The 24,862-nt window shown below is 65.8% G+C and carries 25 protein-coding genes; 9 read left to right on the plus strand and 16 right to left on the minus strand.

Going from position 1 to position 24,862, the window contains the following annotated elements; genetic code table 11:
• Positions 1–204: 204 nt before the first annotated feature.
• Positions 205–1,446 carry an MFS transporter gene (locus M3I56_RS29120; protein ID WP_254356898.1) on the minus strand — a complete coding sequence of 414 codons (1,242 nt, stop codon included), beginning with the start codon at positions 1,444–1,446 and terminating at the stop codon, positions 205–207.
• A gap of 379 nt (positions 1,447–1,825) precedes the next feature.
• Between M3I56_RS29120 and M3I56_RS29125 the strand changes: the two genes are divergently transcribed.
• Positions 1,826–2,512 (plus strand): orotate phosphoribosyltransferase, encoded by a 687-nt coding sequence (locus M3I56_RS29125; RefSeq protein WP_028203433.1) that lies wholly within the window; start codon positions 1,826–1,828, stop codon positions 2,510–2,512.
• Between the two features lie 129 nt (positions 2,513–2,641).
• On the opposite strand, the gene M3I56_RS29130 is transcribed toward M3I56_RS29125, so the two are convergent.
• Positions 2,642–3,349 (minus strand): response regulator, encoded by a 708-nt coding sequence (locus M3I56_RS29130; protein ID WP_254356899.1) that lies wholly within the window; start codon positions 3,347–3,349, stop codon positions 2,642–2,644.
• Positions 3,350–3,616: 267 nt separating this feature from the next.
• Between M3I56_RS29130 and M3I56_RS29135 the strand changes: the two genes are divergently transcribed.
• Both M3I56_RS29135 and argC read left to right on the plus strand, forming a co-directional pair.
• Entirely contained in the window at positions 3,617–4,207 is a 591-nt protein-coding gene (locus tag M3I56_RS29135) for a YbhB/YbcL family Raf kinase inhibitor-like protein (RefSeq protein WP_375541811.1), read from the plus strand.
• A 159-nt stretch (positions 4,208–4,366) separates the two neighbouring features.
• Complete coding sequence (argC, locus tag M3I56_RS29140) at positions 4,367–5,314, plus strand: N-acetyl-gamma-glutamyl-phosphate reductase (protein WP_254356900.1); 948 nt, start codon at positions 4,367–4,369, stop codon at positions 5,312–5,314.
• 239 nt (positions 5,315–5,553) lie between these two features.
• Here argC and M3I56_RS29145 read toward each other — a convergent pair whose 3' ends face one another.
• Positions 5,554–5,919 carry a response regulator gene (locus M3I56_RS29145; RefSeq protein WP_254356901.1) on the minus strand — a complete coding sequence of 122 codons (366 nt, stop codon included), beginning with the start codon at positions 5,917–5,919 and terminating at the stop codon, positions 5,554–5,556.
• A gap of 250 nt (positions 5,920–6,169) precedes the next feature.
• Entirely contained in the window at positions 6,170–7,042 is an 873-nt protein-coding gene (locus M3I56_RS29150) for an NAD(P)-dependent oxidoreductase (protein ID WP_254356902.1), read from the minus strand.
• 139 nt (positions 7,043–7,181) lie between these two features.
• Between M3I56_RS29150 and M3I56_RS29155 the strand changes: the two genes are divergently transcribed.
• Together M3I56_RS29155 and M3I56_RS29160 are read left to right on the plus strand one after the other, a co-directional pair.
• Positions 7,182–8,000 carry a Mut7-C RNAse domain-containing protein gene (locus M3I56_RS29155; protein WP_254356935.1) on the plus strand — a complete coding sequence of 273 codons (819 nt, stop codon included), beginning with the start codon at positions 7,182–7,184 and terminating at the stop codon, positions 7,998–8,000.
• A 117-nt stretch (positions 8,001–8,117) separates the two neighbouring features.
• A complete protein-coding gene (locus M3I56_RS29160) occupies positions 8,118–8,402 on the plus strand; it encodes a hypothetical protein (protein ID WP_254356903.1) in 285 nt (94 codons plus the stop codon).
• Between the two features lie 76 nt (positions 8,403–8,478).
• Here M3I56_RS29160 and M3I56_RS29165 read toward each other — a convergent pair whose 3' ends face one another.
• A complete protein-coding gene (locus tag M3I56_RS29165) occupies positions 8,479–8,700 on the minus strand; it encodes a hypothetical protein (RefSeq protein ID WP_254341782.1) in 222 nt (73 codons plus the stop codon).
• A 424-nt stretch (positions 8,701–9,124) separates the two neighbouring features.
• Here M3I56_RS29165 and M3I56_RS29170 point away from each other — a divergent pair, with 424 nt between their 5' ends.
• Positions 9,125–10,090, plus strand: coding sequence for a DMT family transporter (locus tag M3I56_RS29170; protein WP_254356904.1), 966 nt, complete (start codon positions 9,125–9,127; stop codon positions 10,088–10,090).
• 343 nt (positions 10,091–10,433) lie between these two features.
• Here the strand turns inward: M3I56_RS29170 and M3I56_RS29175 are convergent, their stop codons facing one another.
• From M3I56_RS29175 to M3I56_RS29210, 7 genes are all read right to left on the minus strand, one after another.
• Positions 10,434–10,697 carry a hypothetical protein gene (locus M3I56_RS29175; protein WP_254356905.1) on the minus strand — a complete coding sequence of 88 codons (264 nt, stop codon included), beginning with the start codon at positions 10,695–10,697 and terminating at the stop codon, positions 10,434–10,436.
• A 119-nt stretch (positions 10,698–10,816) separates the two neighbouring features.
• The gene (locus tag M3I56_RS29180) at positions 10,817–11,584 is read right to left on the minus strand and encodes a Sir2 family NAD-dependent protein deacetylase (protein WP_254356906.1); all 768 of its coding nucleotides are present in this window, start codon (positions 11,582–11,584) and stop codon (positions 10,817–10,819) included.
• A gap of 270 nt (positions 11,585–11,854) precedes the next feature.
• Positions 11,855–13,681 (minus strand): glutamine--fructose-6-phosphate transaminase (isomerizing), encoded by a 1,827-nt coding sequence (gene glmS / locus M3I56_RS29185; RefSeq protein WP_254356907.1) that lies wholly within the window; start codon positions 13,679–13,681, stop codon positions 11,855–11,857.
• A 77-nt stretch (positions 13,682–13,758) separates the two neighbouring features.
• A complete protein-coding gene (glmU, locus tag M3I56_RS29195) occupies positions 13,759–15,120 on the minus strand; it encodes a bifunctional UDP-N-acetylglucosamine diphosphorylase/glucosamine-1-phosphate N-acetyltransferase GlmU (protein ID WP_254341786.1) in 1,362 nt (453 codons plus the stop codon).
• Positions 15,121–15,322: 202 nt separating this feature from the next.
• Complete coding sequence (gene ttcA / locus M3I56_RS29200) at positions 15,323–16,294, minus strand: tRNA 2-thiocytidine(32) synthetase TtcA (protein ID WP_254341787.1); 972 nt, start codon at positions 16,292–16,294, stop codon at positions 15,323–15,325.
• A gap of 3 nt (positions 16,295–16,297) precedes the next feature.
• Entirely contained in the window at positions 16,298–16,693 is a 396-nt protein-coding gene (locus tag M3I56_RS29205) for a dihydroneopterin aldolase (protein ID WP_233883225.1), read from the minus strand.
• Positions 16,694–16,895: 202 nt separating this feature from the next.
• Entirely contained in the window at positions 16,896–17,753 is an 858-nt protein-coding gene (locus M3I56_RS29210; RefSeq protein ID WP_254356908.1) for an SDR family oxidoreductase, read from the minus strand.
• Positions 17,754–17,766: 13 nt separating this feature from the next.
• On the opposite strand from M3I56_RS29210, the gene M3I56_RS29215 reads away from it, so the two are divergent.
• Positions 17,767–18,969, plus strand: a complete 1,203-nt coding sequence (locus tag M3I56_RS29215; protein WP_254356909.1) for a class I SAM-dependent methyltransferase — start codon at positions 17,767–17,769, stop codon at positions 18,967–18,969.
• 18 nt (positions 18,970–18,987) lie between these two features.
• Positions 18,988–19,182, plus strand: coding sequence for a DUF2905 domain-containing protein (locus M3I56_RS29220; RefSeq protein ID WP_254356910.1), 195 nt, complete (start codon positions 18,988–18,990; stop codon positions 19,180–19,182).
• 16 nt (positions 19,183–19,198) lie between these two features.
• Here the strand turns inward: M3I56_RS29220 and M3I56_RS29225 are convergent, their stop codons facing one another.
• The 4 genes from M3I56_RS29225 to M3I56_RS29240 all read right to left on the minus strand — a co-directional run bounded on the left by M3I56_RS29225 (position 19,199) and on the right by M3I56_RS29240 (position 24,220).
• A complete protein-coding gene (locus M3I56_RS29225) occupies positions 19,199–20,440 on the minus strand; it encodes a multifunctional CCA addition/repair protein (protein ID WP_254356911.1) in 1,242 nt (413 codons plus the stop codon).
• Positions 20,437–21,087, minus strand: a complete 651-nt coding sequence (locus M3I56_RS29230; protein ID WP_254356912.1) for a glutathione S-transferase family protein — start codon at positions 21,085–21,087, stop codon at positions 20,437–20,439. The genes M3I56_RS29225 and M3I56_RS29230 overlap by 4 nt, the downstream gene beginning before the upstream one ends.
• Before the next feature lie 54 nt (positions 21,088–21,141).
• On the minus strand, positions 21,142–22,098 hold the full coding sequence (locus tag M3I56_RS29235) for a complex I NDUFA9 subunit family protein (protein WP_028203414.1): 957 nt from the start codon (positions 22,096–22,098) through the stop codon (positions 21,142–21,144).
• 148 nt (positions 22,099–22,246) lie between these two features.
• The gene (locus M3I56_RS29240) at positions 22,247–24,220 is read right to left on the minus strand and encodes a lytic transglycosylase domain-containing protein (RefSeq protein WP_254356913.1); all 1,974 of its coding nucleotides are present in this window, start codon (positions 24,218–24,220) and stop codon (positions 22,247–22,249) included.
• A 20-nt stretch (positions 24,221–24,240) separates the two neighbouring features.
• Between M3I56_RS29240 and M3I56_RS29245 the strand changes: the two genes are divergently transcribed.
• Positions 24,241–24,855: a 5-formyltetrahydrofolate cyclo-ligase gene (locus M3I56_RS29245; RefSeq protein WP_375541809.1), complete on the plus strand. Its 615-nt coding sequence runs from the start codon at positions 24,241–24,243 to the stop codon at positions 24,853–24,855.
• The last annotated feature ends 7 nt before the right edge of the window (positions 24,856–24,862 follow it).

The following is a 24,862-nucleotide window of genomic DNA, read 5'->3' on the forward strand; positions in this document are numbered from 1 at the left end:
GCCTGGACGTGAGAGACGTGAGAGAGAGAATCTTTTATGGTCGTAGGCCCGCCGGTTCGCACGGCACGAGCGTTCCAGCAGGGCCGATTAGTGTACACCTGGCGCCGTTCGCGTCCACGTGGGTCAAAGACTGATACCGGGAATTCGCGCGGCCGATAGTGCGGGATAGCGCGGCGGCGCTTTCGTCTGACCGATGCAAGTTGCTTATTCGAGCGCCGCGCCGCGGCGCTCGGGAATCAGGAACAGCGTGGCGAAGATGTCGAGCACGTAGATGGCGGCGAGCATGCCGAGCGCCGCCGTGAAGGAATAGCGCGCGGCCAGTGCGCCCACGGCGAGCGGCCCGAAGCCGCCCACGGCGCGGCCGATGTTGAACAGCACGTTCTGCGCGGTGGCGCGCGCCGCGGTGGGATACAACTCGGAGATGAGCGCGCCATAGCCGCCGATCATGCCGTTGACGAACACGCCCATCGCCGCACCGCCGATCAACAGCGCGAACGGCGTGGAAAGCTGCGCGTAGACGAACACCATGACCACGGCGCCCGCCTGATAGAACAGGAACGTGGGCCGGCGGCCGAACCGGTCGGCCGCGATGCCGAAAAGCCAGATGCCGAGCGCCATGCCGGCAACCGTCGCGGCGGTCCACAGCCCCGACTTCGTGAGCGAATACCCGAAGGACTTCGAAAGGTACGCGGGCAACCAGATCATCAGCCCGTAGTAGCCGAAGTTCTGCACCGAGCACAGCACGGCCACGCCGAGGCTCGCGCGCGCGGTGCGCGCACCGGCCACGAGCATGCGCAGGGCGCGGGGGCGCTCGGCCCTGGCGGCGGCGGCCGTGCGTCGCGCATGCGCGACGAAAAGCTCGGGCTCCTCCACGCGCCGCCGCACCACGGACGAAACGACCGCCGGCAGCAGCCCGATGGCGAACATGCCGCGCCAGCCGATCAGCGGGAGCAGCGGCGGCGTGAGCAGCGCTGCGGCCAGCACGCCCAGCTGCCAGCCGAGCCCGACATACGACGACGCCCGCGCGCGCAGTTGCGCCGGCCACGCCTCGGCAACGAGCGCCATGCCGATGCCGAACTCGCCGCCCAGCCCGATGCCCGCGATCGTACGGTAGACGAGCAAGTCGCCGTAGCCGCGCGCCAGCGCGCACAGGCCGGTGAAGACGGCGAACAGCAGAATGGTCCACGTGAGCACGCGCACGCGACCGTAGCGGTCGCTCAACAGCCCGAACACGATACCGCCCACCACCGCGCCGACGAGCGTCCATGTAACAAGCGCACCCGCCTGCGCGCCAGAGAGATGCAAATCGGCGCTGATCGCGGGCAGCATGAAGCCGAGCATCAGCAGATCGAAGCCGTCCATGGCGTAGCCGAGCACCGAAGCGACGAGCGCACGCAGGGCGTGGCCGCGCGTGGCGGCGGCTGGGTTGGTAGCAACGGCGGTCATGTCGGCAATCCTGAGGAACGTGCGCGCACGGGGAGCGCAAACCGGCGTGAGTGTAAAGGCGTGGCCGGGCCGTCACAACCGCGACGCCAGCCGCGCGAAGCACAGCACAGCCAGCGTTCGCGCCCCACATCGCTGCCGGCGCTTGCCCGTGCGACTCGTCGGCGATCGTCAAGTCGGGTAAAATACCGGCCTACGCGCGCAAGAGAAGCCGTCCGGACCGGGCGAGTCGCCTTGACCCCATGCAGTGAGCAAGGTCAGGCGACCCACGCCTTTCGGGCCGCGCACCGCAGGCGCCGAAGCCACGCTTCGGGCCTACCGTGCCAGCGCCACCGGGCCCCGCGCCCACCCTCCTCCCGCACTCATATCCAAGGATTCGCCCATGACAGGCTACGATCGCCAGACGATCTCGGACGCAACCGCGAAAATGCTGCTCGAAGTGAAGGCCGTGCACTTCAACGCCGAAAAGCCCTTCATCTTCACTTCCGGCTGGGCGAGCCCGGTCTATATCGACTGCCGCAAGCTGATCTCGTATCCGCGCGTGCGCCGCGGCCTGATGGAAATGGCCGAAGCCACGATCCTGCGCGACGTCGGCTACGAGCAGATCGACGCCGTGGCCGGCGGCGAAACCGCGGGTATCCCGTTCGCGGCATGGCTCTCCGACCGCCTGATGGTGCCCATGCAGTACGTGCGCAAGAAGCCGAAGGGTTTCGGCCGCAACGCGCAGATCGAGGGCCTGCTCACCGAAGGCCAGCGCGTGCTGCTCGTCGAAGACCTGACCACCGACAGCCGCAGCAAGATCAACTTCATCAACGCGCTGCGCACGGCCGGCGCGCAGGTGAACCACTGCTTCGTGCTGTTCCACTACAACATCTTCAAGGAAAGCGTCTCAGTCCTGAAAGACATCGACGTCGACCTGCACGCGCTCGCCACGTGGTGGGACGTGCTGCGCGTCGCCAAGGAATCGGGCTACTTCGAAACGAAGACGCTCGACGAAGTCGAGAAATTCCTGCATGCACCGGCCGAGTGGTCGGCTGCGCACGGCGGCGCAACGTCGGCACCGCAGTAAGCACACGAGCCGCAAGCGCGCGTGCGCGTGCGCATGGCAAAAAGGCCATCTGCCTCCTGGGCAGATGGCCTTTTTTTCCGCCGGTGTATAGGCGTAAAGCGGGTGTCGAGCGGGTGTCGGGCGGCAGGATCAACGCGCCGCTTCTGCCTCGCCGCCCGCTTCGGGCACATCGGGCGTATACGAGGAGAGATTGAGCAAGCCATTGCTCTGCGCGTACTGGAAAAGTTCGGAGTCTCGCTCGAGTCCGAGCTTGCGCATCGCCGTGTTCTTCTGAGTACTAATAGTCTTAATACTGCGGTTCAGCTTCTCGGATATTTCTTTAATCGTCATGCCCGAAACAAAGAGTCGCACGACTTCGAGTTCCCGCTTTGAGAGAATCACTTCATCGGTTTTCCCGCCGCTGTTGATGCGCAATTGATCGAGCGCAATCTTCACCTGTGGGCTCATATATTCGAGATTGCGGTTCACATGCTGCACCGCGAGGCCGATGTGGCTCAGGTCGTCGGATTTGTGCACCACCGCGAACACACCGACTTCGCCGAGGCGTTTGAGCAGCGCGGGATTTTCGAGCATGGTGAGGACAACGATGGGAACGTTCGGGAAGTTGCGCCTCAGGTAGCCGATGAGCGGCAAACCGTCGCCGTACTGGCCGCCCGGCATGGCAAGGTCAGTCACCAGCACGTCGCAGGGACCTGTTTGCAACGCCTTGACGAGTTCGGTGGACTGGCGGGCGCGGCCAACGACCTGGATCCCGGGAAAGTTGAGCAGTGCATGTTCCGCACCAAACAAGATCACCGGATGATCGTCGGCGACTACGACCCTGATTGGTTGCTGCATTAGCCCTCCGTGTAGGCAAACCTGCTTATTCTCCCGCGCGGCCAGTTCACATTTCGCTGGTTGTTTCTGGCCTCCGACGGCGCTAGTTGCCCGAGCAGGAGAATATACGACTATAGCGGAATCCTCCTGCACGCCTGGTACGCGCGCAGGCGAAAGCTCGCTCGCTTATACCGCTATATTGGATCAAATCCGGACCAGGGAACAATTCAAAACTTTCCTTCAGGACAACGTGGCCCAAATTTCACAAACGTGCAGGAGAACTCGCTGATGCGTACTCCCTATGACTTTCAGCCTCGTTGCATGCGCCGTGCATCCCTATGCGCGGCCTTGGCGATGGCGAGTGTTGTGGCGACAACCGACTTGGCCTGCGCCGGCGATAAATTCACGGTATCGAGCGCCGATTTCAGCGATGGCGGAAAAGTCGGTCCGCGCCAGATCTTCAATGATGCGGGCTGCAATGGGCCGAACCAGTCACCCAGTTTGACCTGGCGCAATGCTCCTGCAGCTACGCGCAGTTTTGCCATTACGATCTTCGATCGAGACGCGCCAGGACGCGGTTGGTGGCACTGGGCCGTGGCGAATATTCCGGCAGGCGTCACGAGCCTGCCGGAGAACGCCAGCGCCGCGGGCGCGCTGCGCAAGCTCGGCGCGATCGAGGCGCGCAACGACTTCAACATCGACGGCTATGGAGGACCGTGCCCACCGCCGGGCAATCCCCATCGCTACGTCGTCACCGTGTACGCCCTGAACGTCGATACGCTCCCGCTCGCGCAAGGCCGCCCTGCGGCGCTGTTCGATCGCGAGATCAGCGGCTCGACGCTCGGAAGCGCACAGATCACCGTGACCTACGGCCGCTGACCGGGGGGCGGTCGTGCGGCGAGCGCCTGAGCCCTTACGGGTAAGCCCCGATTTTTTTCCGGGCGTGTTCACACGCGCGTCCGCATGACATCTTAAAATAGCGTTCCAGCACCGCACTGGGTGATGGCGCCCCAATCCCCCGCGTTCAGAGAGACTGAGATGAGCACGAAAGTTTTTGTCGACGGACAGGAAGGCACGACCGGCCTGAAGATTTTTGAATACCTGTCGCCGCGCACTGACGTCGAGATCCTGCGTATCGACGATGCGAAGCGCAAGGACGTCGAGGAACGCCGCCGTCTCATCAACGCTTCGGACGTGACGTTCCTGTGCCTGCCCGACGTCGCCTCGCGCGAGTCGGCCTCGCTCGTCGAAAACGATCGCACCGTGCTGATCGACGCGAGCACGGCGTTCCGCACCCAGGCCGACTGGGCCTACGGCCTGCCCGAGCTGACCAGAGCCCAACGCGACAAGGTGCGCAAGTCGAAGCGCATCGCCGTGCCCGGCTGTCACGCTTCGGCGTTCATTCTCGCCATGCGTCCGCTCGTCGAAGCTGGCCTCGTTGCGCCGGATTTCGCCGCGCACAGCTACTCGCTCACGGGCTACAGCGGCGGCGGCAAGAAGATGATTGCGGAGTACGAAGCGGGCGGCAACGCGAAGCTCGCGAGCCCGCGTCCGTACGCGCTCGGCCTCACGCACAAGCATTTGCCGGAAATGGCGGTGCACGGCGGCCTGAAGTCGGCGCCGGTGTTCACGCCGATCGTCGGGCCGTTCTACAAGGGCCTCGCGGTCACGACCTATTTTTCGCCGAAGCAGCTCACGCGCGGCGCCAAGCCGCAAGACGTGCTGGCGCTCTTCGCCGAGTACTACGCGGGCGAGCCGTTCGTGCGCGTGGCGCCGTTCAACGCCGATGAGAACCTCGACGCCGGCATGTTCGACGTTCAGGCGAACAACGACACGAACCGTGTCGACCTGTTCGTGTTCGGCAACGACGAGCAGTTCGTCACCGTTGCCCGCCTCGACAACCTGGGCAAGGGCGCCTCGGGCGCGGCGATCCAGTGCATGAATCTCGCGATTGGCGCGGCTGAAAATACCGGCCTGCATGCCTGAAGCGGACTCGCAGCGCAAACAAAAAACCGGCTCGCTGAGCCGGTTTTTTTACGCCCTTCGTCCTTGCCATGCGCCGATGCGAAACATACAGACGAAAAAAAGCCCGCCAATAGTTGGCGGGCTGAATCCATATCAGAGGAGACATGGAGGAGACAAGAGGCAGTATATCGACTAGCGTGATGCAATGCAACATGTAAAGTAGTGCGCACCCTGAATGTTGCGCCACAACAACATGCTCGTCATTGTCCTGTCATCGATAGGATGAACATCAGCTGATCGAGCCCCACGGGCCGCACGAGATGCACGTCGAAGCCCGCCGCAAGCGCCTCGCCGCGGTGGCGCGATTCGCCCCAGCCGGCAAGCGCGATCAGGAGCGGCACGCGCTCGCCGCCGACCGCACGCAATTGCCGCACGATCGTTCCGGGCTCGTCCTGCGCGAGCGAAAGCGCCACGATCGCCACGTCGGGCGCGCCGCGCGCGGCAAGATCGCGTGCCTCGTCGAGCGTGCGGGCCACAGATACGCCGTAGCCGAGATCGGTCAGCAAGGTACTCAGCCCGTCCAGCGACTTCTCGTCGTTATCGGCGATCAGGATGCGCGTCTCCATCCGCCGTTCTCCTACCCTGAAAATTGGCCTTGCAGCCGGATCTCCCGTTGGATCCGGTGCGTGCCCTGTCGTCGTCGGTTCCCCGTCCCCACATCGCGGGCGGCGCCGCCAATCCGGCCGCCATCCATCGAGATGCGTCACATTGTGCTCAGCCGTCCCCCGGGTCTTTGTGCGTCACCGAGCGGTCGTCTGAAGATTTTGATCGCAAAACACCCCCGAACGTTCGCCGCGCCTCATTGCGCCCCAGTACTCAGCCGCGGCCCGCGCGCCGCGCGGCCACCTTGCCGAGCACGGCGAAATCGGACTCGCCGTCGCCGTGCGCCACCGCTTCGAGCAGGCTGTCGCGCAGCACGCTCGCGAGCGGCATCGGCGTCGCGGCGCCGTCGGCCGCGGCCAGCGCGAGCCGCACGTCCTTCAGACCGAGGCGCGCCTTGAAGAGCGCCGGCTCGTAGCGCCGCTGCGCGATCATGCCGCCGTAGCCCGCATACACCGGACCCGGAAACGGGCCGCCCGTCACGACCTCGAGGAAGTCGCTCATCGCGACGCCGTAGCCGTCGAGCAGCGCGGCCGCCTCGCCGAGCGACTCGACGGCCGCAGCCAGCATGAAGTTCGCGGCGAGTTTCATCACGTTCGCCTGCTGCGGCACGGCGCCGACGCGCCATGTTTTCTGGCCAATCACGTCGAACAGCGGCTGCACGCGGTCGATCGCCTCCGAAGCCCCTGCCGCCATGATCGTGAGTTTCGCCGCCTGCGCGGCGTCCGGTCGCCCGAGCACCGGCGCCGCCACGTAGTGCAGGCCACGCCCGGCGTGGGCCTGCGCAAGCGCTTCGGCCAGTGCGACGGAAATGGTCGCCATGTTCACGTGCACGAGGCCTTGTGGCGCATGGTCGAGCAGCGTTGCGTCGATGACCTCGCGCAGCGCGGCGTCGTCGGCGAGCATCGAGAGCACGGCGTCGCCGGCGAAGGCCTCGCCCGGCGTGCCGACGATGCGCGCGCCCGCGTCGGCAAGCGCCTGCGCCTTCGCTGCCGTGCGGTTCCACACGCGCACCGTGTGGCCCGCCTTCAGCAGATTGCCGACTATCGCGCCGCCCATTTCGCCAAGACCGATAAATCCGATGTCCATCGCTGCTCCTTCCATGAAAAACGAGGGGAAACCCACGGCAAAGGTGCAGTACAGCACAAGACGGGCCGCGCTGCAGGCGGGCTCTCACGCCGCGCGAACGCCCGCGCGCAGTCCGGCGGGCGGTGCGATACTGCTTTGCATGGTCACCGCCACCTTCCGTTTTTACGAGGAGCTGAACGACTTTCTTGCGCGGCCGCTGCGCCGGCGTGCGTTCAGTTGCGCCTGCGCGCGCAACGCCACGGCGAAACACATGATCGAAGCGCTCGGCGTGCCGCACACGGAAGTCGAGCTGATCCTCGTGAATGGCGAATCGGTGGGTTTCGACCATCCGCTCGCGGACGGCGACCGCGTGGCCGTCTACCCGAAGTTCGAGGCGCTCGACATCCGGCCGCTGCTGCGCGTGCGCGACGCGCCGCTGCGCGAACTGCGCTTCGTCGCCGACGCGCATCTGGGCGGCCTCGCGCAACTCCTGCGGCTGGCCGGTTTCGATACGCTCTACGACAACCACTTCCCCGACGACGAGATCGAGGCGCTCGCCGCCGCCGAGCACCGCATCGTCCTCACGCGCGACCGCGAGCTGCTCAAGCGGCGCAGCATCACGCACGGCTGCTACGTGCGTGCGCTCAAGCCGCGCGCCCAGGTCCACGAGATTTTCGAGCGGCTCGACCTCGCGGCGAGTGCGCGGCCGTTCCGGCTCTGCCTCATGTGCAACGCGCCGCTGCGGCCGATCGAGCGCGCCGCGGTGCGCGAGCGCGTGCCCGCCGGCGTCTACGACCGGCAGACGCGCTTCGTGACCTGCGACATCTGCCGGCGGGTGTTCTGGGAAGGCTCGCACTGGCAGCGCATGCGCACGCTGATCGACGGCCTCACGGGCCCCACGGACGAAGCGCACGCGGCACACAACCGGCACGAACACCACAACGGCCACGAGGGGCCGGATCGCGGCGACGACGCATAGTGGTATTCACGGGTACCCGATGCGGCTGAAAGGCGTCCAGGAGGCAAGTCGCCGCGATGGACGCACGCGGGCGTTTGCGTACAATGCGCGCCACCGCCCAACACCGGAGCACGACATATGACCATGAAGAAAACCGACCTTGAGAAGAACAAGGCGCTGAAACTGATGCAAGCGACGCACAAGAGCGGGCCCGACCGTTTCGGCAAGGGTTCGGCGCAACCGCCGCTGGACCGCCGCGAACAGCGCAAGCTGGACCAGGCGCAAGGGCTCGTGCCGTTTGCGTGCAAGCTCAACGCCGATCTCGTCGAGAAGCTGAAGGCTCGCGCCGACGGTCACCCGGGCGGCGTGAGCGGCCTGCTCACGGAATTGCTGGAGGCTGGGCTCGCACGCGACGCGTCCTGAACGCCGTCTCGCCCGCCGCGCGCGCAAAAAAAAGCCAGAGCATCTGCTCTGGCTTTTTTTATGGCTGAAGGGCGCTTTAGTTTGCCTGGCCCTTGTCTGCCGTACCGGAGGCCGATGCGCCTTCCGACACAGCGGCACGCTTGCCGTGATGCTTGAGTTGCTTGTGTTGCTTCTTGGCCTTTGCCGGCGCGCTTGCTGCCGGTGCGGTTGCAGCGGGAGCCGAAGCGTCTTGTGCGAATGCCGAAGCCGTAACCAGTGCGAACGATGCTGCGATGAGCGAGGCGAGAATCTTTTTCATCTGTTGTTCCCCAAACCTGACAAATAATGACCGGCACGTTGTGAATTAGAACAGCGTGAAACCGCGAAACGATCCGCTTGCCGATCTGGGCGGGCGTTTCGCGCGAAGCAGTATTACGCAGCGTAGGGCGTTTGTCATCCGCTAATGCCCGGGTGTATTTTCCGGGAGACAATTCCCTTTCAATTCGGATACGATCGGCATTTACGCGTTCGTTTTCCGGAAGTTCGTTGTTTTTTCACGTAATACGCTGAATTGGCCTGCCTCGAGCGAATTCGGGCCAGATTGACACCCAATTCAGATGCAATCGCGAAAAAAGGGGCAACCGCCCCTTGCGCAACAGGACACCAGGCGGGACATCGCGCGCCGCGCGCGCCAACCGTCGAAAACGCTGTCGCGCCCGTTCCCCGCGAAAAGAGATCTCCGCTTGCAATCCGCCTCCCGCCGCCACCTGCGCGCCAATCTGCTGATGCTGACCGCCGCCCTCATCTGGGGCTCGGCGTTCGTCGCCCAGCGCCTGAGCCTCGACGCCATCGGCCCGTTCCTGTTCACCGGCCTGCGCTTCCTGCTGGGCGCCGGTGTCGTCTCGGTCTTTCTGCTTGCACGCCGCCGCGCCAGCCGGCGCGCCGCCGCCGACAGCGGCAACGCGGCGGCCCCGGCGCTGTTCAATGGCGCGCTGCTGCGCTCGGGCACCGTGCTCGGCGTCGTGCTGGCCGTCGCCATCTCGCTTCAGCAGATCGGGCTCGGCTACACGAAGATCGCCAACGCCGGCTTCATCAGTTCGCTCTATGTCGTGATCGTGCCGATGCTCGGCGTGCTGCTGCGCCATCGCACGGGCATCGGCACATGGATCGGCGCCGCGCTCGCTGCGGCTGGGCTCTACTTCCTCAGCATCAGCGAGCACTTCTCGGTGATGTACGGCGACTGGTACCAGCTCGGCTGCGCGCTCGTGATCTCGATCCAGGTGATGCTCGTGGGCCACTACGCGCCGCGTCACGATCCGCTCGCGCTTTCGATCGTGCAGTTCGTCGCCTGCGGCGTGGTATGCCTCGCGATCGGGCTCGCGTGCGAACCGCTGCGCGCGGCCGACATCGTGCGCGCCGCGCCCACCATCCTCTACGGCGGCGCGCTTTCGGTAGGCATCGGTTATACGCTGCAGGTCGTCGCGCAGCGCGATGCCGCGCCTGCGCACGCCGCCGTGATCTTCAGTATGGAAGGCGTGTTTGCCGCGCTCGCGGGCTGGGCCGCACTCGGCGAAACGCTCACGTCGCGCGCACTCGCCGGCTGCGCGCTCATGCTCGCCGGCCTGCTCGCCTGCCAACTGCTGCCGGCCTGGCAAGCGCGCATGCGCGCCCGGCAGCGCGCAACCACGCAACCTGCCGAAACGGCGTAAAGCACGGCGTGATTTTCTGGCGTTGATATCGCGCTCTGCACTTTTTCGACAAATGGCGTCGCTCTCGAGCGGCGCCATTTTTTTTCGTGTGGATAACGCGTGATTGCGCCGCGCCGAACCAGGTTATCCACGCCGACCTCTGGACAACCTGGGGATGACCTGGCGAACGACCTGTGGACCACTTCTTGATAACCACGCACCTGACGTTGCGGCCTGAAAAGTTATCCCAATAGCTCGCAACGCGTACAGGCTTTGTCCGCATGGCTATCCGTTTTGCATCGGTATGAACCATCAGGCAATTTTCCTGTTGTCCACAGTTAATGCCAGGACTTGTTAACTGTTACTACTTATAAATATAAATACTGAAAAGACAATGGGGAAACACGCACCGCTCGCTGCGCTCGCGTGCTGCGCATTCGCGCAAAGTCATTCCATGCTGTGTTAAATCGCGCGTGAGAACACCGTCGACGAATCGCGGCACGCTGAGCAACGCTGTGCGCTGATCGGCCAGCATCGCGCCGATCGCACCGGCAGTGCCGGTCTCGACGCTCACCAACACGAGCGAGCGCGACTTCAGATAACCGACGATCTGCTTCGCGATGTTCATGACGGCAACGAATGAATCAGGGAAAAAGCCAGTGTCGCACGCATGCGCACATGAAAAAGCGCGGGCCTCCCGAGGAGGCACCCCCTTGCCGAATGCATCGAGTGAGGAAACCGTGGGGGCTAGTCGCCTGCCATCATCCGCTCGATAGTCGGCTCGAGATCGAGCAAACCGACGGTCGCGGGCTTGGCCTCTACGACGCCGAAACATTCCGTGCGCTGCGGCGCCGGATCGACGAGGAAATTGCGCGCGTAATGCCCGCAACGCTCCGGCGGCAGAAGCCGCTCAGGCGGGATCACCTCGAACGCCGTCCCCACGGCGATGAAGAGATCGTCCGGCGTCATGTCGCGCTGAATGCGCCAGAGCGTTTCGTACTCGGGCGCAGCTTCATTGAAGAACACCACGCCGGGCTTCACGCCCTCCACCTGCCCGCACGACGGACAGGCGGCTTGCGGATCGAGCGCGCGGCCGGACACGGGAAACCGATACTCGCAGTCGGTGCACAGAAGCGAAATCATGTCGCCGTGCAGATGCGTCACCTGGCGCGCGCCGGCCTGCTCGAGCATGTCGTCGATGTTCTGCGTGACGAGATGCACGCGCTCGGTGCCCCAGGCGTTCTGCCACTTCGCGAGCCGTTCGTGGGCGGCGTTCGGGCGCGCGTCGCCGCATTCGGCGATGCGCTGGTTGTAGAAACGGAAAACCGCGGGCCGGTTGCGGCGCCACGTGAGGTAATTGCAGACTTCGTCGATGCTCGCGTGGGACCAGATGCCGTCGCCGGTGCGGAACGTCGAAATGCCGCTCTCCGCAGACAGCCCCGCACCGGAAAACACGAACAGGCGGGGTAGTCTGCCGGACTGCCCCGGTTGCCGGGATTGCGCCACGTTTGCCACTTTCGCCTCCATGATCGAACGGCGACATTATGACCGTCCAGCGGTGTTTCGGCAGAGGTTCGCAAAGGCGGACAGGCGCAGGGCCCCAACGAGCGCGTTGCGCGCCCTCAGAGGCGGCGCAACGCGTCTGGCCATCCCAGCCCATGCACCGAACCGCGGCAGCCGCCTGAGCGACCTCTCAGCGCCTTCTGCTGCGATCGACCCAACAAAAAGGGGATGCCGCAATGGCATCCCCTTTTTCCACATACGGCGATCAACGCGGGAACAACCTCACTCCACCGTCACCGACTTCGCGAGATTGCGCGGCTTGTCCACGTCGGTGCCGCGCACGCACGCCGTGTGATACGCGAGCAGTTGCAGCGGCACGACGTGCAGGATCGGCGAAAGCAGCCCGTAGTGTTCCGGCATGCGGATCACGTGGATGCCGTCTTCGCTCGTGATGTGCGTATCGGCATCGGCGAACACGTACAGCTGGCCGCCGCGCGCGCGCACTTCCTGCATGTTCGACTTGAGCTTCTCGAGCAGCGCGTCGTTGGGCGCCACCGTCACCACGGGCATCGCCTCGGTCACGAGCGCAAGCGGCCCGTGCTTGAGTTCGCCGGCCGGATACGCCTCGGCGTGGATGTACGAGATTTCCTTGAGCTTGAGCGCGCCTTCGAGCGCGATCGGGTAATGCAGCCCGCGCCCGAGGAACAACGCGTCTTCCTTGCGCGCGAATTCTTCGGACCACGCGATGATCTGCGGCTCCAGCGCGAGCACGCCGTTGAGCGCGGCCGGCAGGTGGCGCAGCAGTTTCAGGTGCGCGGTTTCCTGTTCGGCACTCACATGGCCGCGCAGCTTGCCGAGCGTGACGGCGAGAATGAAGAGGCCGACGAGCTGCGTGGTGAACGCCTTCGTCGACGCCACGCCGATCTCGCGTCCTGCGTGCGTGAGGAACTTGAGTGCGGTGAGCCGCACCATCGCGCTCGTCGCCACGTTGCACACGGCGAGCGTGTGCGCCATGCCGAGCGACTGCGCATGCTTGAGCGCGGCGAGCGTGTCGGCAGTTTCGCCCGACTGCGAGATCGTCACGACGAGCGCGCGCGGATTCGGCACCGACTCGCGATAGCGGTATTCGCTCGCGATCTCGACATCGGTGCGGATCTTCGCCACGGATTCGAGCCAGTACTTCGCCGTGAGGCCTGCGTAGTAGCTCGTGCCGCACGCGAGAATCAGAATGCTGTCGATGCCCTTGAACACCTCGCCCGCGTTCTCGCCGAAGCGTTCGGGCGTGAAGGCGTCGGTGGCGGGAATCGTGTCGGAGATCGCGCGCGGCTGCTCGAAGATCTCCTTCTGCATGTAGTGGCGATACGGGCCGAGATCGACCGCGCCGCCGTAGGCGCCATAGGCCTGCACGTCGCGCACTTCGCGCGTGACGAGGTTGCCGGCGCGATCGGCGATACGCACGCCTTCCAGCGTGATCTCGCACACATCGCCTTCTTCCAGATAGCTGATGTGTTCGGCGCTGCCCGCAATGGCGAGGCCGTCCGACGCAATGAAATTTTCACCCTTGCCATAGCCCACCACGAGCGGCGAACCGGCGCGCGCGCCGACCACCGTATGCGGCTGGCTCTTGTGCACCACGCCGATCGCATACGCGCCCGCGAGCTGCTGCACGGCCGCGCGCACGGCGGCGAACAGGTCGCCTTGATAAAGGCTGTGGATCAGATGGGCGATCACTTCGGTGTCGGTCTGCGAAACAAATTCGTAGCCCTTCGCCCGCAGCATGTCGCGCAGCGACTCGTAGTTCTCGATGATGCCGTTGTGCACGATCGCGAGCGTGTCGCGCGAGAAGATCGGATGCGCGTTGTTCACCGTGGGCGCGCCGTGCGTGGCCCAGCGCGTATGCGCGATGCCGGTCACGCCTTCGAAGTGCGCCTCGCGCACCTGCTCGTCGAGCTCGGCCACGCGCGCCACGCTGCGCACGCGCCGCGGGCCGTCGGCCGTCACGACGGCCACGCCGCACGAGTCGTAGCCGCGATATTCGAGCCGCCGCAGTCCTTCGATCAGGACGGGAACGATGTTACGAAGCGCTACCGCGCCGACGATGCCGCACATGGATTCGATCCTTTGCAATGAGAGGCGTGGGCGCCGCGCGCTTGTCGCGCGATATGGAGCGCCCGAGATTCAACCGTTCAGTTCTTTTTCTTCACCGGGCGAACGTAGCCGGCTTTCGCGATCTGCGTTTTTTCGTTGAGCGCGAGCGTGGCTTCCGGCACGTCCTTCCACACCGTCGTGCCCGCCGCGATGGTCACGCCGCGGCCCACGCGCACAGGCGCGACGAACTGCGTATCCGAACCCACGAACACGTTGTCTTCGATGATCGTGCGGTGCTTGTTCGCGCCGTCGTAATTGCAGGTGATGGTGCCCGCGCCGATGTTCACGCCCGCGCCGACGTCGGCGTCGCCTATGTAGCTCAGGTGATTCGCCTTCGAGCCCACGCCGATGTTCGCGTTCTTCACCTCGACGAAGTTGCCCACGTGAACGTCATCGGCGAGCTTCGCGCCGGGACGCAGACGCGCATACGGCCCGAGCACCGCGTTCGCGCCGACCGCCGCGTTTTCGATATGCGTGTAGGCATCCACGCGCGTGCCCGCGCCGATCGACGCGCTGCGAATCACACAGTTCGGGCCCACGCTCACGTTGTCCGCTAGCGTCACCTCGCCTTCGAATACGCAGTTCACGTCGATGAACACGTCGCGCCCGCAGTTAAGCGAGCCGCGCACGTCGATGCGCGCCGGGTCCGCGAGCGTCACACCCGCCACGAGCAGCGCCTCGGCCACCGTGCGCTGATGCACGCGCTCGAGTTCGGCGAGCTGTTGCTTGCTATTCACGCCGAGCGTTTCCCATTCGTCGTCGGGCTGCGCGGTCACGGCCGGATGACCGGCGGCGATCGCGGCTTCCACGACGTCGGTGAGGTAATACTCGCCCTGCGCGTTGTCGTTCTTCAGCGCGGCGAGCCACCCCGCGAGCGGCGCGGTAGGCGTCACGACGATACCCGTGTTGATCTCGGCGATCTTGCGTTGCGCTTCGTTCGCGTCCTTCTGCTCGACGATGCGCTCGACCTTGCCTGCAGCGTCGCGCACGATGCGGCCGTAACCGGTCGGATCGTCGAGCGTGACGGTGAGGATGCCGTAACCGTTCTCACCGGCGGTGTCGACGAGACGCTTGAGCGTGGAAGTGCGCGTGAGCGGCACGTCGCCGTAGAGCACGAGCGTGGGCACGTTCGCGTCGAGCAGCGGCAGCGCCTGCGCGAGCGCATGGCCCGTGCCGAGCTGCTGCGCCTGCAGCGCGAACTGGACGTCGGGCGCGCCAACGGCTTCGCGCACGGCTTCGCCGCCATGGCCGACCACGACGACGAGCCGGGTGGGCGAAAGCGTGCGGGCAGTATCGATGACGTGCGAGAGGAGCGGCTTGCCGGCGAGCGGATGGAGCACTTTCGGCAGCGCGGAGTGCATGCGTTTGCCCATGCCTGCCGCGAGGATCACGATGTTCATTGCATCAGTGACTGGATGAGGAATGAAGCGGCTGATTTTAGCATGCGGGATATCCCCGACACGCCGGCCGGCCGGGCTCTCGTGCCCCGATAAACACTGTTTTACAACTGCTTTTCTTCGGACTGGCGGCCAGAAGTCAAAAACGCTCCGATGCGGGGTCGGAGCGCTTGAGGCGAACCGCAGGGGCGGCTTGACGTGTGGCTCAAAGATCGTCGAACGGCGTGAACTTGATTGCCGTGCCTTGCGCGGGCGCCGGGTCTGTTGCGCACGGCTCTTCGTCGAACGCGATGTCGCCGGCCGAATCGGCCACGCCCGTCGCGCGCAGGTCCGCGAAGTTGAACAGGTTCGCGTCCATGAGGTGCGACGGCACGACGTTGCCGAGCGCGTTGAACATGTTCTCCACGCGGCCCGGGAAGCGCTTGTCCCACTCACGGATCAACGCCTTCATCTCCGCGCGCTTCAGATTCGGCTGGCTGCCGCACAGGTTGCACGGAATGATCGGGAATTCGCGCAGCACCGCGTACTTCTCGAGATCGGTTTCCTTCACGTAGGCAAGCGGCCGGATCACGACATTCCTGCCGTCGTCCGACTGCAGTTTGGGCGGCATGCCCTTAAGCTTGCCGCCGTAGAACAGGTTCAGCAGCAGCGTCTGAAGGATGTCGTCGCGATGGTGGCCGAGCGCGATCTTGGTCGCGCCCAGTTCGCCCGCCACGCGGTACAGAATGCCGCGGCGCAGACGCGAACACAGCGAGCATGTCGTCTTGCCCTCGGGCACGAGGCGCTTGACGATGCTGTACGTGTCCTGGTTCTCGATGTGGTACGGCACGCCCACGCGGTCGAGATATTCGGGCAGCACGTGCTCCGGAAAGCCCGGCTGCTTCTGGTCGAGATTCACGGCCACGATGTCGAAGTCGATCGGCGCGCGCTCGCGCAGGCGCAGCAGCACGTCGAGCATCGCGTAACTGTCCTTGCCGCCCGAAAGGCAGACCATGACCTTGTCGCCGTTCTCGATCATGTTGTAGTCGCCGATCGCCTGGCCGACCTGACGCACGATGCGCTTGAACAGCTTGTTGTTCTCGTAGGCTTCCTTCTGCTCGCGGCGCGTGAGCGTCTGGCGGCCCGTCTCTTCAGTCGCGGCGTCCTCGCCGACGGGTAGCGTTTCGGGGGCGTTCATGAATCAGTCCTCTTTGATGCGAAAGACCTCGACGCCCACCGCGTCGCAGTCCGGATAAACGTCGGGCTTCTCGGTCGAGACGCGCACCGCGCGCACGAGTTCGTGCGAAAGCAGCGCCGCGGCGAGATCGTCGCAGAGCGTCTCCTGCAGATGGATATGGCCACGGCCCACGCGTTCGGCAACGGTCGAGCGCATGAAGTCGTAGTCCACGACTTCGCGCAGCTTGTCCTCGTGCGGCGTGGTCGAAGCGAGCGGCACGAACAGATCGACATTGATGACGACGCGCTGTTCGCCGCGCTTCTCGAAGTCATGCACGCCGATGTTGATGTGCACTTCGTAGTCGCGCAGGAAAAGCCGGCGGCAATCGGCGAGCCGGGGGTGAAGCAAAACGGTGGACATGTCGGTTCCAGTCGATAAAAGCGTGCGTTCTCTCGCACGTATGCCGGCGCGGCGCGCCCGGCGGGTCGTTCAGCCGGTCTGCAAAGCCGCTCGTGCGCGGCGGCCTGCGTTCCTTTGTCTTCGTCAGCACCGCTGGCTCGCAGTCCTGCGCGCAGCGGGCTATGCATTTAGTTGCAAATTTTGACGCAACTACGCCTGGGCGTCAGCCGCCCGTCAAAAACATCACGTCGCGCGGCAGCGGCACGAGGTGCTGGCCGCCGTCCACGACGAGCGTCGTGCCGGTCACCCCTGCTGCCCGCGCGAGATACAGCGCGGCTTCCACGAGATCGGCGGGCCGCGACGCGCGCTTGAGCGGCGTGACCTGGTGCGCGGCGGCGAAGCTCTCCGGCGTCTGGTCGCCCGAGCGCAGCGTGAGGCCGGGCGCGAGCCCCACCACGCGCACCTTCGGCGCGAGCGCCTGGGCGAGCGCGACGGTGGCGTTCTGCAACGCGGCCTTCGTCAGCGTGTACGACAGATAGTCGGGATTCATGTTGTACAGCTTCTGGTCGAGCACGTTGATCACACACGTGCGCAGCGTCTCGTCGTCCACTGCAGCCTCGGGCGTTACCTCGTACAGCATGCGCGAGAGCACGAGCGGCGCGCCCACGTTGATCGCCATCATTTGCAGCAGCTTCGTGTAGCCCACATCCTGCGCGGTGTCCTCTTCGAAGCGCGAGGCATTGTTGAGCACGCACGCGGGACGGCCGAGCGCCGCCGTGCAGTCCGGCACGAGCCGCGCCACCTGGGCTTCGTCGCCGAGGTCGGCGTGCAGCGCCACGGCCCGGCGGCCCAGCGCCGCGATCCGCGCGACGACTTCGTCGGCCGCCTCGCGCGACTCGCCGTAATGGACCGCGACGTCCCAGCCGCGCGCCGCAAAGCCGAGCGATAGCTCGCGGCCAATGCGGCGTGCTCCACCCGTCACCAGCACGACGGGCGTCTGGGCGTCAGAATCGGGGCGCGATCCTTCGCCGGATGCGCTCGGGTCGGCGTCAGCCGGGCGGATGCCGGGAGTTGCGCTCATTTACAATGCCGGGATGAATCCGAAAGCTCACGAACCCGATAGTTTACCTGTTCCCGAGCCGATCGCGCTCGCGCAGTCCGAGGCGCTCGCGGCCACGTTGCGCGCCGAGATCGCCGCGGCGGGCGGCTGGCTCCCGTTCGACCGCTACATGGAGCGCGCACTCTACGCGCCGGGACTCGGCTACTACGGCGGCGGCGCACGCAAATTCGGCCTCTTCGCCGATGACGGCAGCGACTTCGTGACCGCGCCCGAGCTTTCGCCGCTGTTTGCCGCGACGCTCGGGCGCGCCGTGTGCGAAGCGCTCGCCGCCAGCCGCACGCGCCGCCTGATGGAGTTCGGCGCGGGCACGGGCCGCCTCGCGGCGGGCGTGATGCTCGCACTCGACGCCGCAGGCGTTGCGTTCGACTCCTACGCCATCGTCGATCTGTCGGGCGAACTGCGCGAACGCCAGCGCAAGACCATCGCGCAGCTTGCGCCGGCGCTCCTCAATCGTGTGACGTGGCTCGATGCGCTGCCCGCGCAGTTCGAAGGGGTCGTGATCGGCAACGAGGTGCTCGACGCCATGCCGGTGCGCCTGTTCTCGCGCAAGGACGCCGTCTGGCACGAGCGCGGCGTGAGCGCAAACGCTGAAGGCGCTTTCGTCTTTTCCGATCAGCCGGCGAACTCAGGGCGCGACGCCAACTGGCCCGAAAGCGCGCTCGCGGGCGTGGAAGGCAGCGAAGACTACGTGACCGAAACGCACGAAGCCGCACTCGCGTTCACGCGCACCGTTTGCGCGATGCTCCAGCGCGGCGCGGCGTTCTTCATCGACTATGGCTTTCCGCGCCACGAGTACTACCATGCGCAGCGCGCGCAGGGCACGCTGATGTGCCACTACCGGCACCGCGCGCATGGCGACCCGTTCCTCTATCCCGGTTTGCAGGACATCACCGCGCACGTGGAATTCTCGGGCATTGCCGAAGCGGGCGTCGAAGCGGGCGCGGACCTGCTCGGCTACACCACGCAGGCGCGCTTTCTGATGAACGCGGGTATTACCGAAGTGCTGAGCGAGATCGATCCGCGCGACGCACAGCGCTTCCTGCCCGCCGCGAACGCGGTGCAGAAACTCGTTTCGGAAAGTGAGATGGGCGAGCTGTTCAAGGTGATCGCGTTTTCGCGCGGCATCGACGAGACCATCGCGGCGTTCGCCCGCGGCGACCGCAGCCACACACTCTGACGCTCACGCCACGCGACCATGATCCGCTGGTTTCTCACCACCTTCATCGCCGTGGCGATTCTCTCGAGCGCCCAACCGTGGCTCAAAAAGCTTGGCATCGGGCGGCTGCCCGGCGACATCACGCTGCGCATTTTCGGCCGCGAGTATCCGTTGCCATTCATGTCGACGCTCGTGCTTTCGATGGCGCTTTCGTTTCTCGTGCGCGCGCTCTGAGCGCGCACTCAACGGCTCAAGCCGTCGCGAGCGCGCCTTCCACCGCCGCCACGCGCGCCTCGTGCACGGCTTCCTTGATCTTCTCGGCGCCGCCGCGTTCGATCGAGCGCGCAATCGCCCCCGCATCCACGCCGCGCGCGGCCACGAGCGCCAGACGCAGGCGCTCCGCCTGCGGATAAGGCGCGTTCTCCCAGTTCAGCCGCCCGCGTAAATCTGCCTCGCAGGACTGCAGCGCCTCGGCAAAACGCGCGGGTTTGCGCAGCGCGTCGCAACGTTCGAGCATGCGCACGAGCGCCGCCGCGCCCATCTCCATCACGCGATGCACGTTGCCGTGCTCGCGTGCGACCAGCACCGCCAGCTCGCGACAGTCGTTGGGCACGCGCAGGCGATCGCACAGCGGTTTGAGCAGATCGACGCTGCGCCCTTCGTGGCCGATGTGACGCGGCAGCACGTCCTCGGGCGTCGTGCCCTTGCCGAGATCGTGGGTGAGCGCCGCGAAGCGCACCGGCAGCGTGTAGCCCTGCGCGGCCGCATGGTCGATCACCATCATCACGTGCACGCCCGTATCGATTTCCGGGTGATAGTCCGCGCGCTGCGGCACGCCCCACAGCACGTCGACCTCGGGCAGCACCCGCGCGAGCGCGCCGCAATCGCGCAGCACCTCGAACATGCGCGAAGGCTTCGCTTCCATGAGACCGCGGGCGATTTCCTGCCACACGCGCTCGGGCACGAGTGCATCGACTTCGCCCGACGCGACCATCTCGCGCATGAGTTCGAGCGTTTCGGGCGCGACGGTGAAATCGGCGAAACGCGCCGCAAAGCGCGCGATGCGCAGAATGCGCACGGGGTCTTCGAGAAACGCCTCGCTCACGTGGCGAAACACGCGTGCTTCCAGATCGCGCGCGCCGCCGAACGGATCGACGACCGCTCCCGTGAGCACGCCGCCCGGCTGCACTTCGCGCGCCATCGCGTTGATGGTGAGATCGCGCCGCGCGAGATCTTCTTCGAGCGTCACGTCGGGCGCGTAGAAAAACTGGAAGCCGTGATAGCCCGCCGCCGTCTTGCGCTCGGTGCGCGCAAGCGCGTACTCCTCTTGCGTTTCGGGATGCAGAAAGACCGGAAAGTCCTTGCCCACCGGACGATAGCCCTGCGCGGCCATCTGCTCGGGCGTCGCGCCCACCACGACATAGTCGCGGTCGCGCACGGGCAGCCCGAGCATCTCGTCGCGGATCGCGCCACCTACGACATAGATCTTCATTCGTCGTCGCGTTCGTCGTCGGCGACGATGTGCGTTTCGCGGCGCGCCGCTTCGACCCACTCGGCCACCGCGGGCAGTGCGCTCACGCGCTGCGCGTACGCCGCCGCTTCGGGCGAGAGCTTCGGCTGGTAGCTGTTGAAGCGCATGACGACCGGCGCGTACATCGCGTCGGCAATGCTGAATTCGCCGAACAGGAACGGGCCGCCGCTCGCGGCCAGGCACTCGCGCCAGAGCGCGTCGATGCGCGCGACGTCGGCGAGCGCGCCAGGCGTCGCGCCTGCACCCGGCTTCACCTTGCGGATGTTCATCGGCATGTGGTTGCGCACTTCGCCGAAGCCCGCATGCATCTCCGCGCTCACGCTGCGCGCGCGGGCGCGCGCGTTCGCGTCGCGCGGCCACAGCGCGTGCTGCGGGAAGCGCTCGGCGAGGGTCTCGGCAATCGCGAGCGAATCCCACACGGCGAAGCCGTCGTCGCCAACGAGGCACGGCACCTTGCCCGAGGCCGAGAACGCCAGGATCGAGGACTTGGTGGCCGGCTCGTCGAGCTCGATCAGCACTTCCTCGAACGCGATGCCGAAGTGCTTGAGCAGCACCCACGGGCGCATCGACCACGACGAATAGTTCTTGTCTCCGATTACGAGCTTCATTGTTCCAATGACCGTTGTGAGTTGAAAGAGCGCCGGCTGATAGTCCGCGTTCGGCTATCGGCCGGCATGGGCGCGAAAGATGTTCAACCGCGAACGCAGCGACGCGTCGGCGAGATAGAGCGGCGCGATCGTCTCGATGCTCGCGGGCTCGATATCGAGCTCGGGTGCGAGCGGCCCGGTCAGCACGCTGTCCACCTTCATCGAATCGAGATTATCGCGCGTGAGCACCGGCACGCCCGGCGCCATCTCGAACGACAGCGCCTGCAGGCGCCCAAACGCGTCGGGCAGCCGCATGATGCGTGCGTGGCGGCCCACCACGTCGCCGCAATACTGCAGCAACTGTTCGAGCGTGTAGACCGTCGGGCCGCCGAGTTCGTAAGTGTGCCCGCTCGCGGCGTCGAGATCGAGCACGTTGACGATCGCCTTCGACACATCGCCCACGAACACCGGCTGGAACTTCGCGTCGGGCATGGCGAGCGGAATCATCGGAAAGAGCCGCTGCAGGAGCGCGAAACGGTTCAGGAAGGTGTCCTCGGGACCGAACACGACGGAAGGCCGGAAGATGGTCGTGGCGAGCGCCGTGGCCGCGTGCACGGCTTTCTCGCCGTCGCCCTTCGAGCGCAGGTACATGCTCGGCCCGCGCGGGTCGGCGCCGATGGCGCTGATGTGGATAAGGCGATGCACGCCCTTGCCCTCGCAGGCGGCGACGATCTTCGTGGGCAAGTCGACGTGCAGCTTCGCGAAGCCCGGGCCGTAGGGATCGCCGCGCCCGCCGTTGAGCGTGCCGACGAGATTGATGACCGCGTCCGCATTTTCGACGAAGGCCGCGAGCGCGACCGGATCGGACACATCGGCCTCGATCACGTCGACGGGCAGCAGGGTGAGATGGCGGGCGTTGTAGCGGCGGCGGGTGGCGACGCGCACGTCCTTGCCCGCCTCGACGAGCGCGTTGACGAGATGGCTGCCGATGAATCCCGAACCGCCGATGACCGCAATGGCTTGATGTCTCATCTTCGACCTCCTCGGGCAGACGGCGCCGCCGCGTACGAGGTCCGGTTCGTCCCGCAGCGCGCCAGCCCGAAGACGGAGCACGCAGCGTGCCGTCATGCCGCGCGCGTTTCCGTATGAAGGGAAGCGGCGCGGCGTAACGGCCCGGCGCTTACGGCGAGATATAGCCGAGACGCGCCTTCAGCGATTGCGGACGGCCCTCGAACAGCGCCGCATAGTAGACCGTGTTCGACAACACGTTTTTCACGTAATCGCGGGTTTCCTGGAACGGAATGGTTTCCGCGAAGATGGCGCCCTCGACGCCGCCCTGCAAAGTCTGGCGCCATGCGCGCGGGCGGCCCGGCCCGGCGTTGTAGCCCGCGGTGGCGAGCACAGCGGAGCCGTCGAACTGATTGTAGATCATCGACAAATAGTTCGTTCCGAGCAGGATATTGGTGTCGAGATCGTTGAGCTGGTCGCGCGACAGGGGCCCGAGGCCGATCTTCTTCGCCACCATCTGCGCCGTGGCCGGCATGATCTGCATGAGACCGCTCGCGCCCACGCCCGATTTCGCGTTGAGAATGAAACGCGATTCCTGGCGAATCAGGCCGTAGGCCCATTCGACATCGAGGCCGTTGGTTTGCGCGTCGCGCTCCACGACGTCGCGGAACGGCGCGAGATAGCGCAGCGAGAAGTCGTGCTCCGTTTGCGTGCGGTCGGCCGTGTTGACGGTGCGGTCGAGCAGCTGGATGCGCTTCGCGTACTCGGCGACGGCGAGCAACTGCCGATCGCTCATTCCACGCAGCGGCCAGTTCCATTCGCGATTGCCTTCGATTCGCAGGTTCAGCGCGTAAAACCGCTGCGCGAGCGCGAAGCCCGGTGTTTGCGCAGCCTGGGCGATTTCGGCGTCGCTCACCGTGGTCTTCGGCGGGATGGTGATCTTCTGGCCGAGTTCTTCGGTGGCGAGCTGGCCGTAGAAGTTATAGCCCTGCGAGATCGACGCGAATTCCTGGTTCGCCTGCCCCGTTTCGCCGGCCTGCTTGAGCGCGCGTGCGTGCCAGTAGACCCACGACGGCTGCGCGCGCAGCGCGGCCGGCATCTGTTCGATCGACCAGCGCACCATGGTCCAGTCGCCGCCCAGCAGCGCGGCGCGCGTCCGCCATTCGTAAGCCGGGCTCGACAGCGGCGCGTTGGCCGAGAGGCGATACCAGTCGAGTGCGGCGGGCAGACGCTTCAGCGCGCCCTGATAGCCGATCGTGCCCCAGCCGATCGCCCGCTCCGGCGACGCGAGCTGCGGTGCGACGGTGGCGAAGGTGGCCGCGGCCATGGCCGGGTCGTTGCGCGCCATCGCGGTGATGGCCAGCAGCGCGAGCTGATGCGACTGCGGATCGCCGGAAACGCCTTGCGCGAGCGTGAGCGGCGGCGTGCTCACGGCCTGGCTGAACGCGGTCGGATCGGGACGCTGCGAAAGGCCGTCGAGCAGCTTGGCGCCGGTCGAGGTCTGGTTCTGCTCGTAGGAAAGGCGAATCTGCTGCCAGACGTCGTCGCTCGAGAACTGACCTTTGATGGCAAGCGCGGTGATGAGATCGACGCAGCCGTCGCCGTAATAGCGCGGCTCGGTGAGCAGCGCACGCGCGTCATTCGCGACGTTCTCGCCGCGCGCCGCGCGCGACTCCAGCGCGTAGCACTTCACCTGCGTGTCGTCGTTGAGCACGAAGCGCGCATATTGCTGGTCGAAGTTCGCCCAGTCGTGGCGCGCGCCGAGCACGGTCAGAAAGTCGTTGCGCATGCGGTCGGCGATTGCCTGGCCGTCGTAGCGCTGCAGGAACGACAGCACCGGCGCGTCAGGCGCGTCGATGCGCGCGTGGCCCTGCGAATCGAACAGCTGCGGCTTGAGCTGGAAGTATTCGAGATACGACGGCGCCGGGTAATCGGGAATCATCGCCGCGAGTTGCGCGGCGCGCGCGGGATCGTTGTTGCGCGCGGCTTCGCGAAGCTGGATGAAAGTCTGATCGTCGCTGGAAAGGACTGCGCCTACGGGCAGTGCGACGGGGCGCACGGCGTCCGCCGTGCTGCATGCTACGAGTGCCGCTGCAGTCAGTGCGAGACCGACCGCGCGATATACTCGGACAAGGCGTTTGGACATCGTTATTTCTGGAGCGCGAGGTGAACCCAAGCATAGCACGCAACCCTCACACGGAATCCAAAAAGGACTGGCGTGCAAGGCTGCTTCCTCGGCGCATTGAGGCGGCTTCCGACGTGGCAATCGGTGCGTCACTCGCGGCTCGTCTCGATGCGCTCGTCGCGCAATTTTTGCCGCGTTCGATCGGGTTCTATTGGCCCTTGCGCGGCGAGTTCGATGCGCGCGCCTGGATCACCGCCTGGCTCGCCGCCGATGCGTCACGCCGCGCCGCCCTGCCCGCCATTCCCGAACGCCACACGCCGCTCGTCTTTCACGCCTGGACGCCCGAGGCACCAATGCGCGAAGGCCATCACGGAATCCTCGAGCCGCAAGCGCAGGAACGGATCGTGCCCGATCTTCTCTTCGTGCCCTGCGTGGGTTTCGATCGCGACGGCTATCGCCTCGGCTACGGCGGCGGCTACTACGACCGCACGCTGGCCGCCTGGCCAGGCGAGGCGTTGCCCATCACGGTTGGCATTGCGTATGAAGCGTGCCGCATCGACGACGGCGTGCTCGCGCGCGAGGCGCACGACCTGCCGCTCGACGCCGTGGTGACCGAAGCCGCCACGCATCTTTGCCAACGTTCACGCGAGCGCTGAAAGCGCC

The organism is Paraburkholderia sp. CNPSo 3281 (assembly GCF_024206515.1).
GTDB lineage: Bacteria > Pseudomonadota > Gammaproteobacteria > Burkholderiales > Burkholderiaceae > Paraburkholderia > Paraburkholderia nodosa.

Coding starts and splice junctions, on each gene's coding strand:
- M3I56_RS29130 (WP_254356899.1), bottom strand. CDS start 3,349: ATGCAGCAACCAATCAGGGTCGTAGTCGCCGACGATCATCCGGTGATC.
- M3I56_RS29235 (WP_028203414.1), bottom strand. CDS start 22,098: ATGAGACATCAAGCCATTGCGGTCATCGGCGGTTCGGGATTCATCGGC.
- ttcA (WP_254341787.1), bottom strand. CDS start 16,294: ATGAACGCCCCCGAAACGCTACCCGTCGGCGAGGACGCCGCGACTGAA.
- M3I56_RS29210 (WP_254356908.1), bottom strand. CDS start 17,753: ATGAGCGCAACTCCCGGCATCCGCCCGGCTGACGCCGACCCGAGCGCA.
- glmU (WP_254341786.1), bottom strand. CDS start 15,120: ATGAACATCGTGATCCTCGCGGCAGGCATGGGCAAACGCATGCACTCC.
- M3I56_RS29150 (WP_254356902.1), bottom strand. CDS start 7,042: ATGGACATCGGATTTATCGGTCTTGGCGAAATGGGCGGCGCGATAGTC.
- M3I56_RS29175 (WP_254356905.1), bottom strand. CDS start 10,697: ATGAACATCGCGAAGCAGATCGTCGGTTATCTGAAGTCGCGCTCGCTC.
- M3I56_RS29160 (WP_254356903.1), top strand. CDS start 8,118: ATGACCATGAAGAAAACCGACCTTGAGAAGAACAAGGCGCTGAAACTG.
- M3I56_RS29230 (WP_254356912.1), bottom strand. CDS start 21,087: ATGAAGCTCGTAATCGGAGACAAGAACTATTCGTCGTGGTCGATGCGC.
- M3I56_RS29165 (WP_254341782.1), bottom strand. CDS start 8,700: ATGAAAAAGATTCTCGCCTCGCTCATCGCAGCATCGTTCGCACTGGTT.
- M3I56_RS29215 (WP_254356909.1), top strand. CDS start 17,767: ATGAATCCGAAAGCTCACGAACCCGATAGTTTACCTGTTCCCGAGCCG.
- M3I56_RS29125 (WP_028203433.1), top strand. CDS start 1,826: ATGACAGGCTACGATCGCCAGACGATCTCGGACGCAACCGCGAAAATG.
- argC (WP_254356900.1), top strand. CDS start 4,367: ATGAGCACGAAAGTTTTTGTCGACGGACAGGAAGGCACGACCGGCCTG.
- M3I56_RS29135 (WP_375541811.1), top strand. CDS start 3,617: ATGCGTACTCCCTATGACTTTCAGCCTCGTTGCATGCGCCGTGCATCC.
- M3I56_RS29220 (WP_254356910.1), top strand. CDS start 18,988: ATGATCCGCTGGTTTCTCACCACCTTCATCGCCGTGGCGATTCTCTCG.
- M3I56_RS29155 (WP_254356935.1), top strand. CDS start 7,182: ATGGTCACCGCCACCTTCCGTTTTTACGAGGAGCTGAACGACTTTCTT.
- M3I56_RS29225 (WP_254356911.1), bottom strand. CDS start 20,440: ATGAAGATCTATGTCGTAGGTGGCGCGATCCGCGACGAGATGCTCGGG.
- glmS (WP_254356907.1), bottom strand. CDS start 13,681: ATGTGCGGCATCGTCGGCGCGGTAGCGCTTCGTAACATCGTTCCCGTC.
- M3I56_RS29240 (WP_254356913.1), bottom strand. CDS start 24,220: ATGTCCAAACGCCTTGTCCGAGTATATCGCGCGGTCGGTCTCGCACTG.
- M3I56_RS29120 (WP_254356898.1), bottom strand. CDS start 1,446: ATGACCGCCGTTGCTACCAACCCAGCCGCCGCCACGCGCGGCCACGCC.
- M3I56_RS29205 (WP_233883225.1), bottom strand. CDS start 16,693: ATGTCCACCGTTTTGCTTCACCCCCGGCTCGCCGATTGCCGCCGGCTT.
- M3I56_RS29145 (WP_254356901.1), bottom strand. CDS start 5,919: ATGGAGACGCGCATCCTGATCGCCGATAACGACGAGAAGTCGCTGGAC.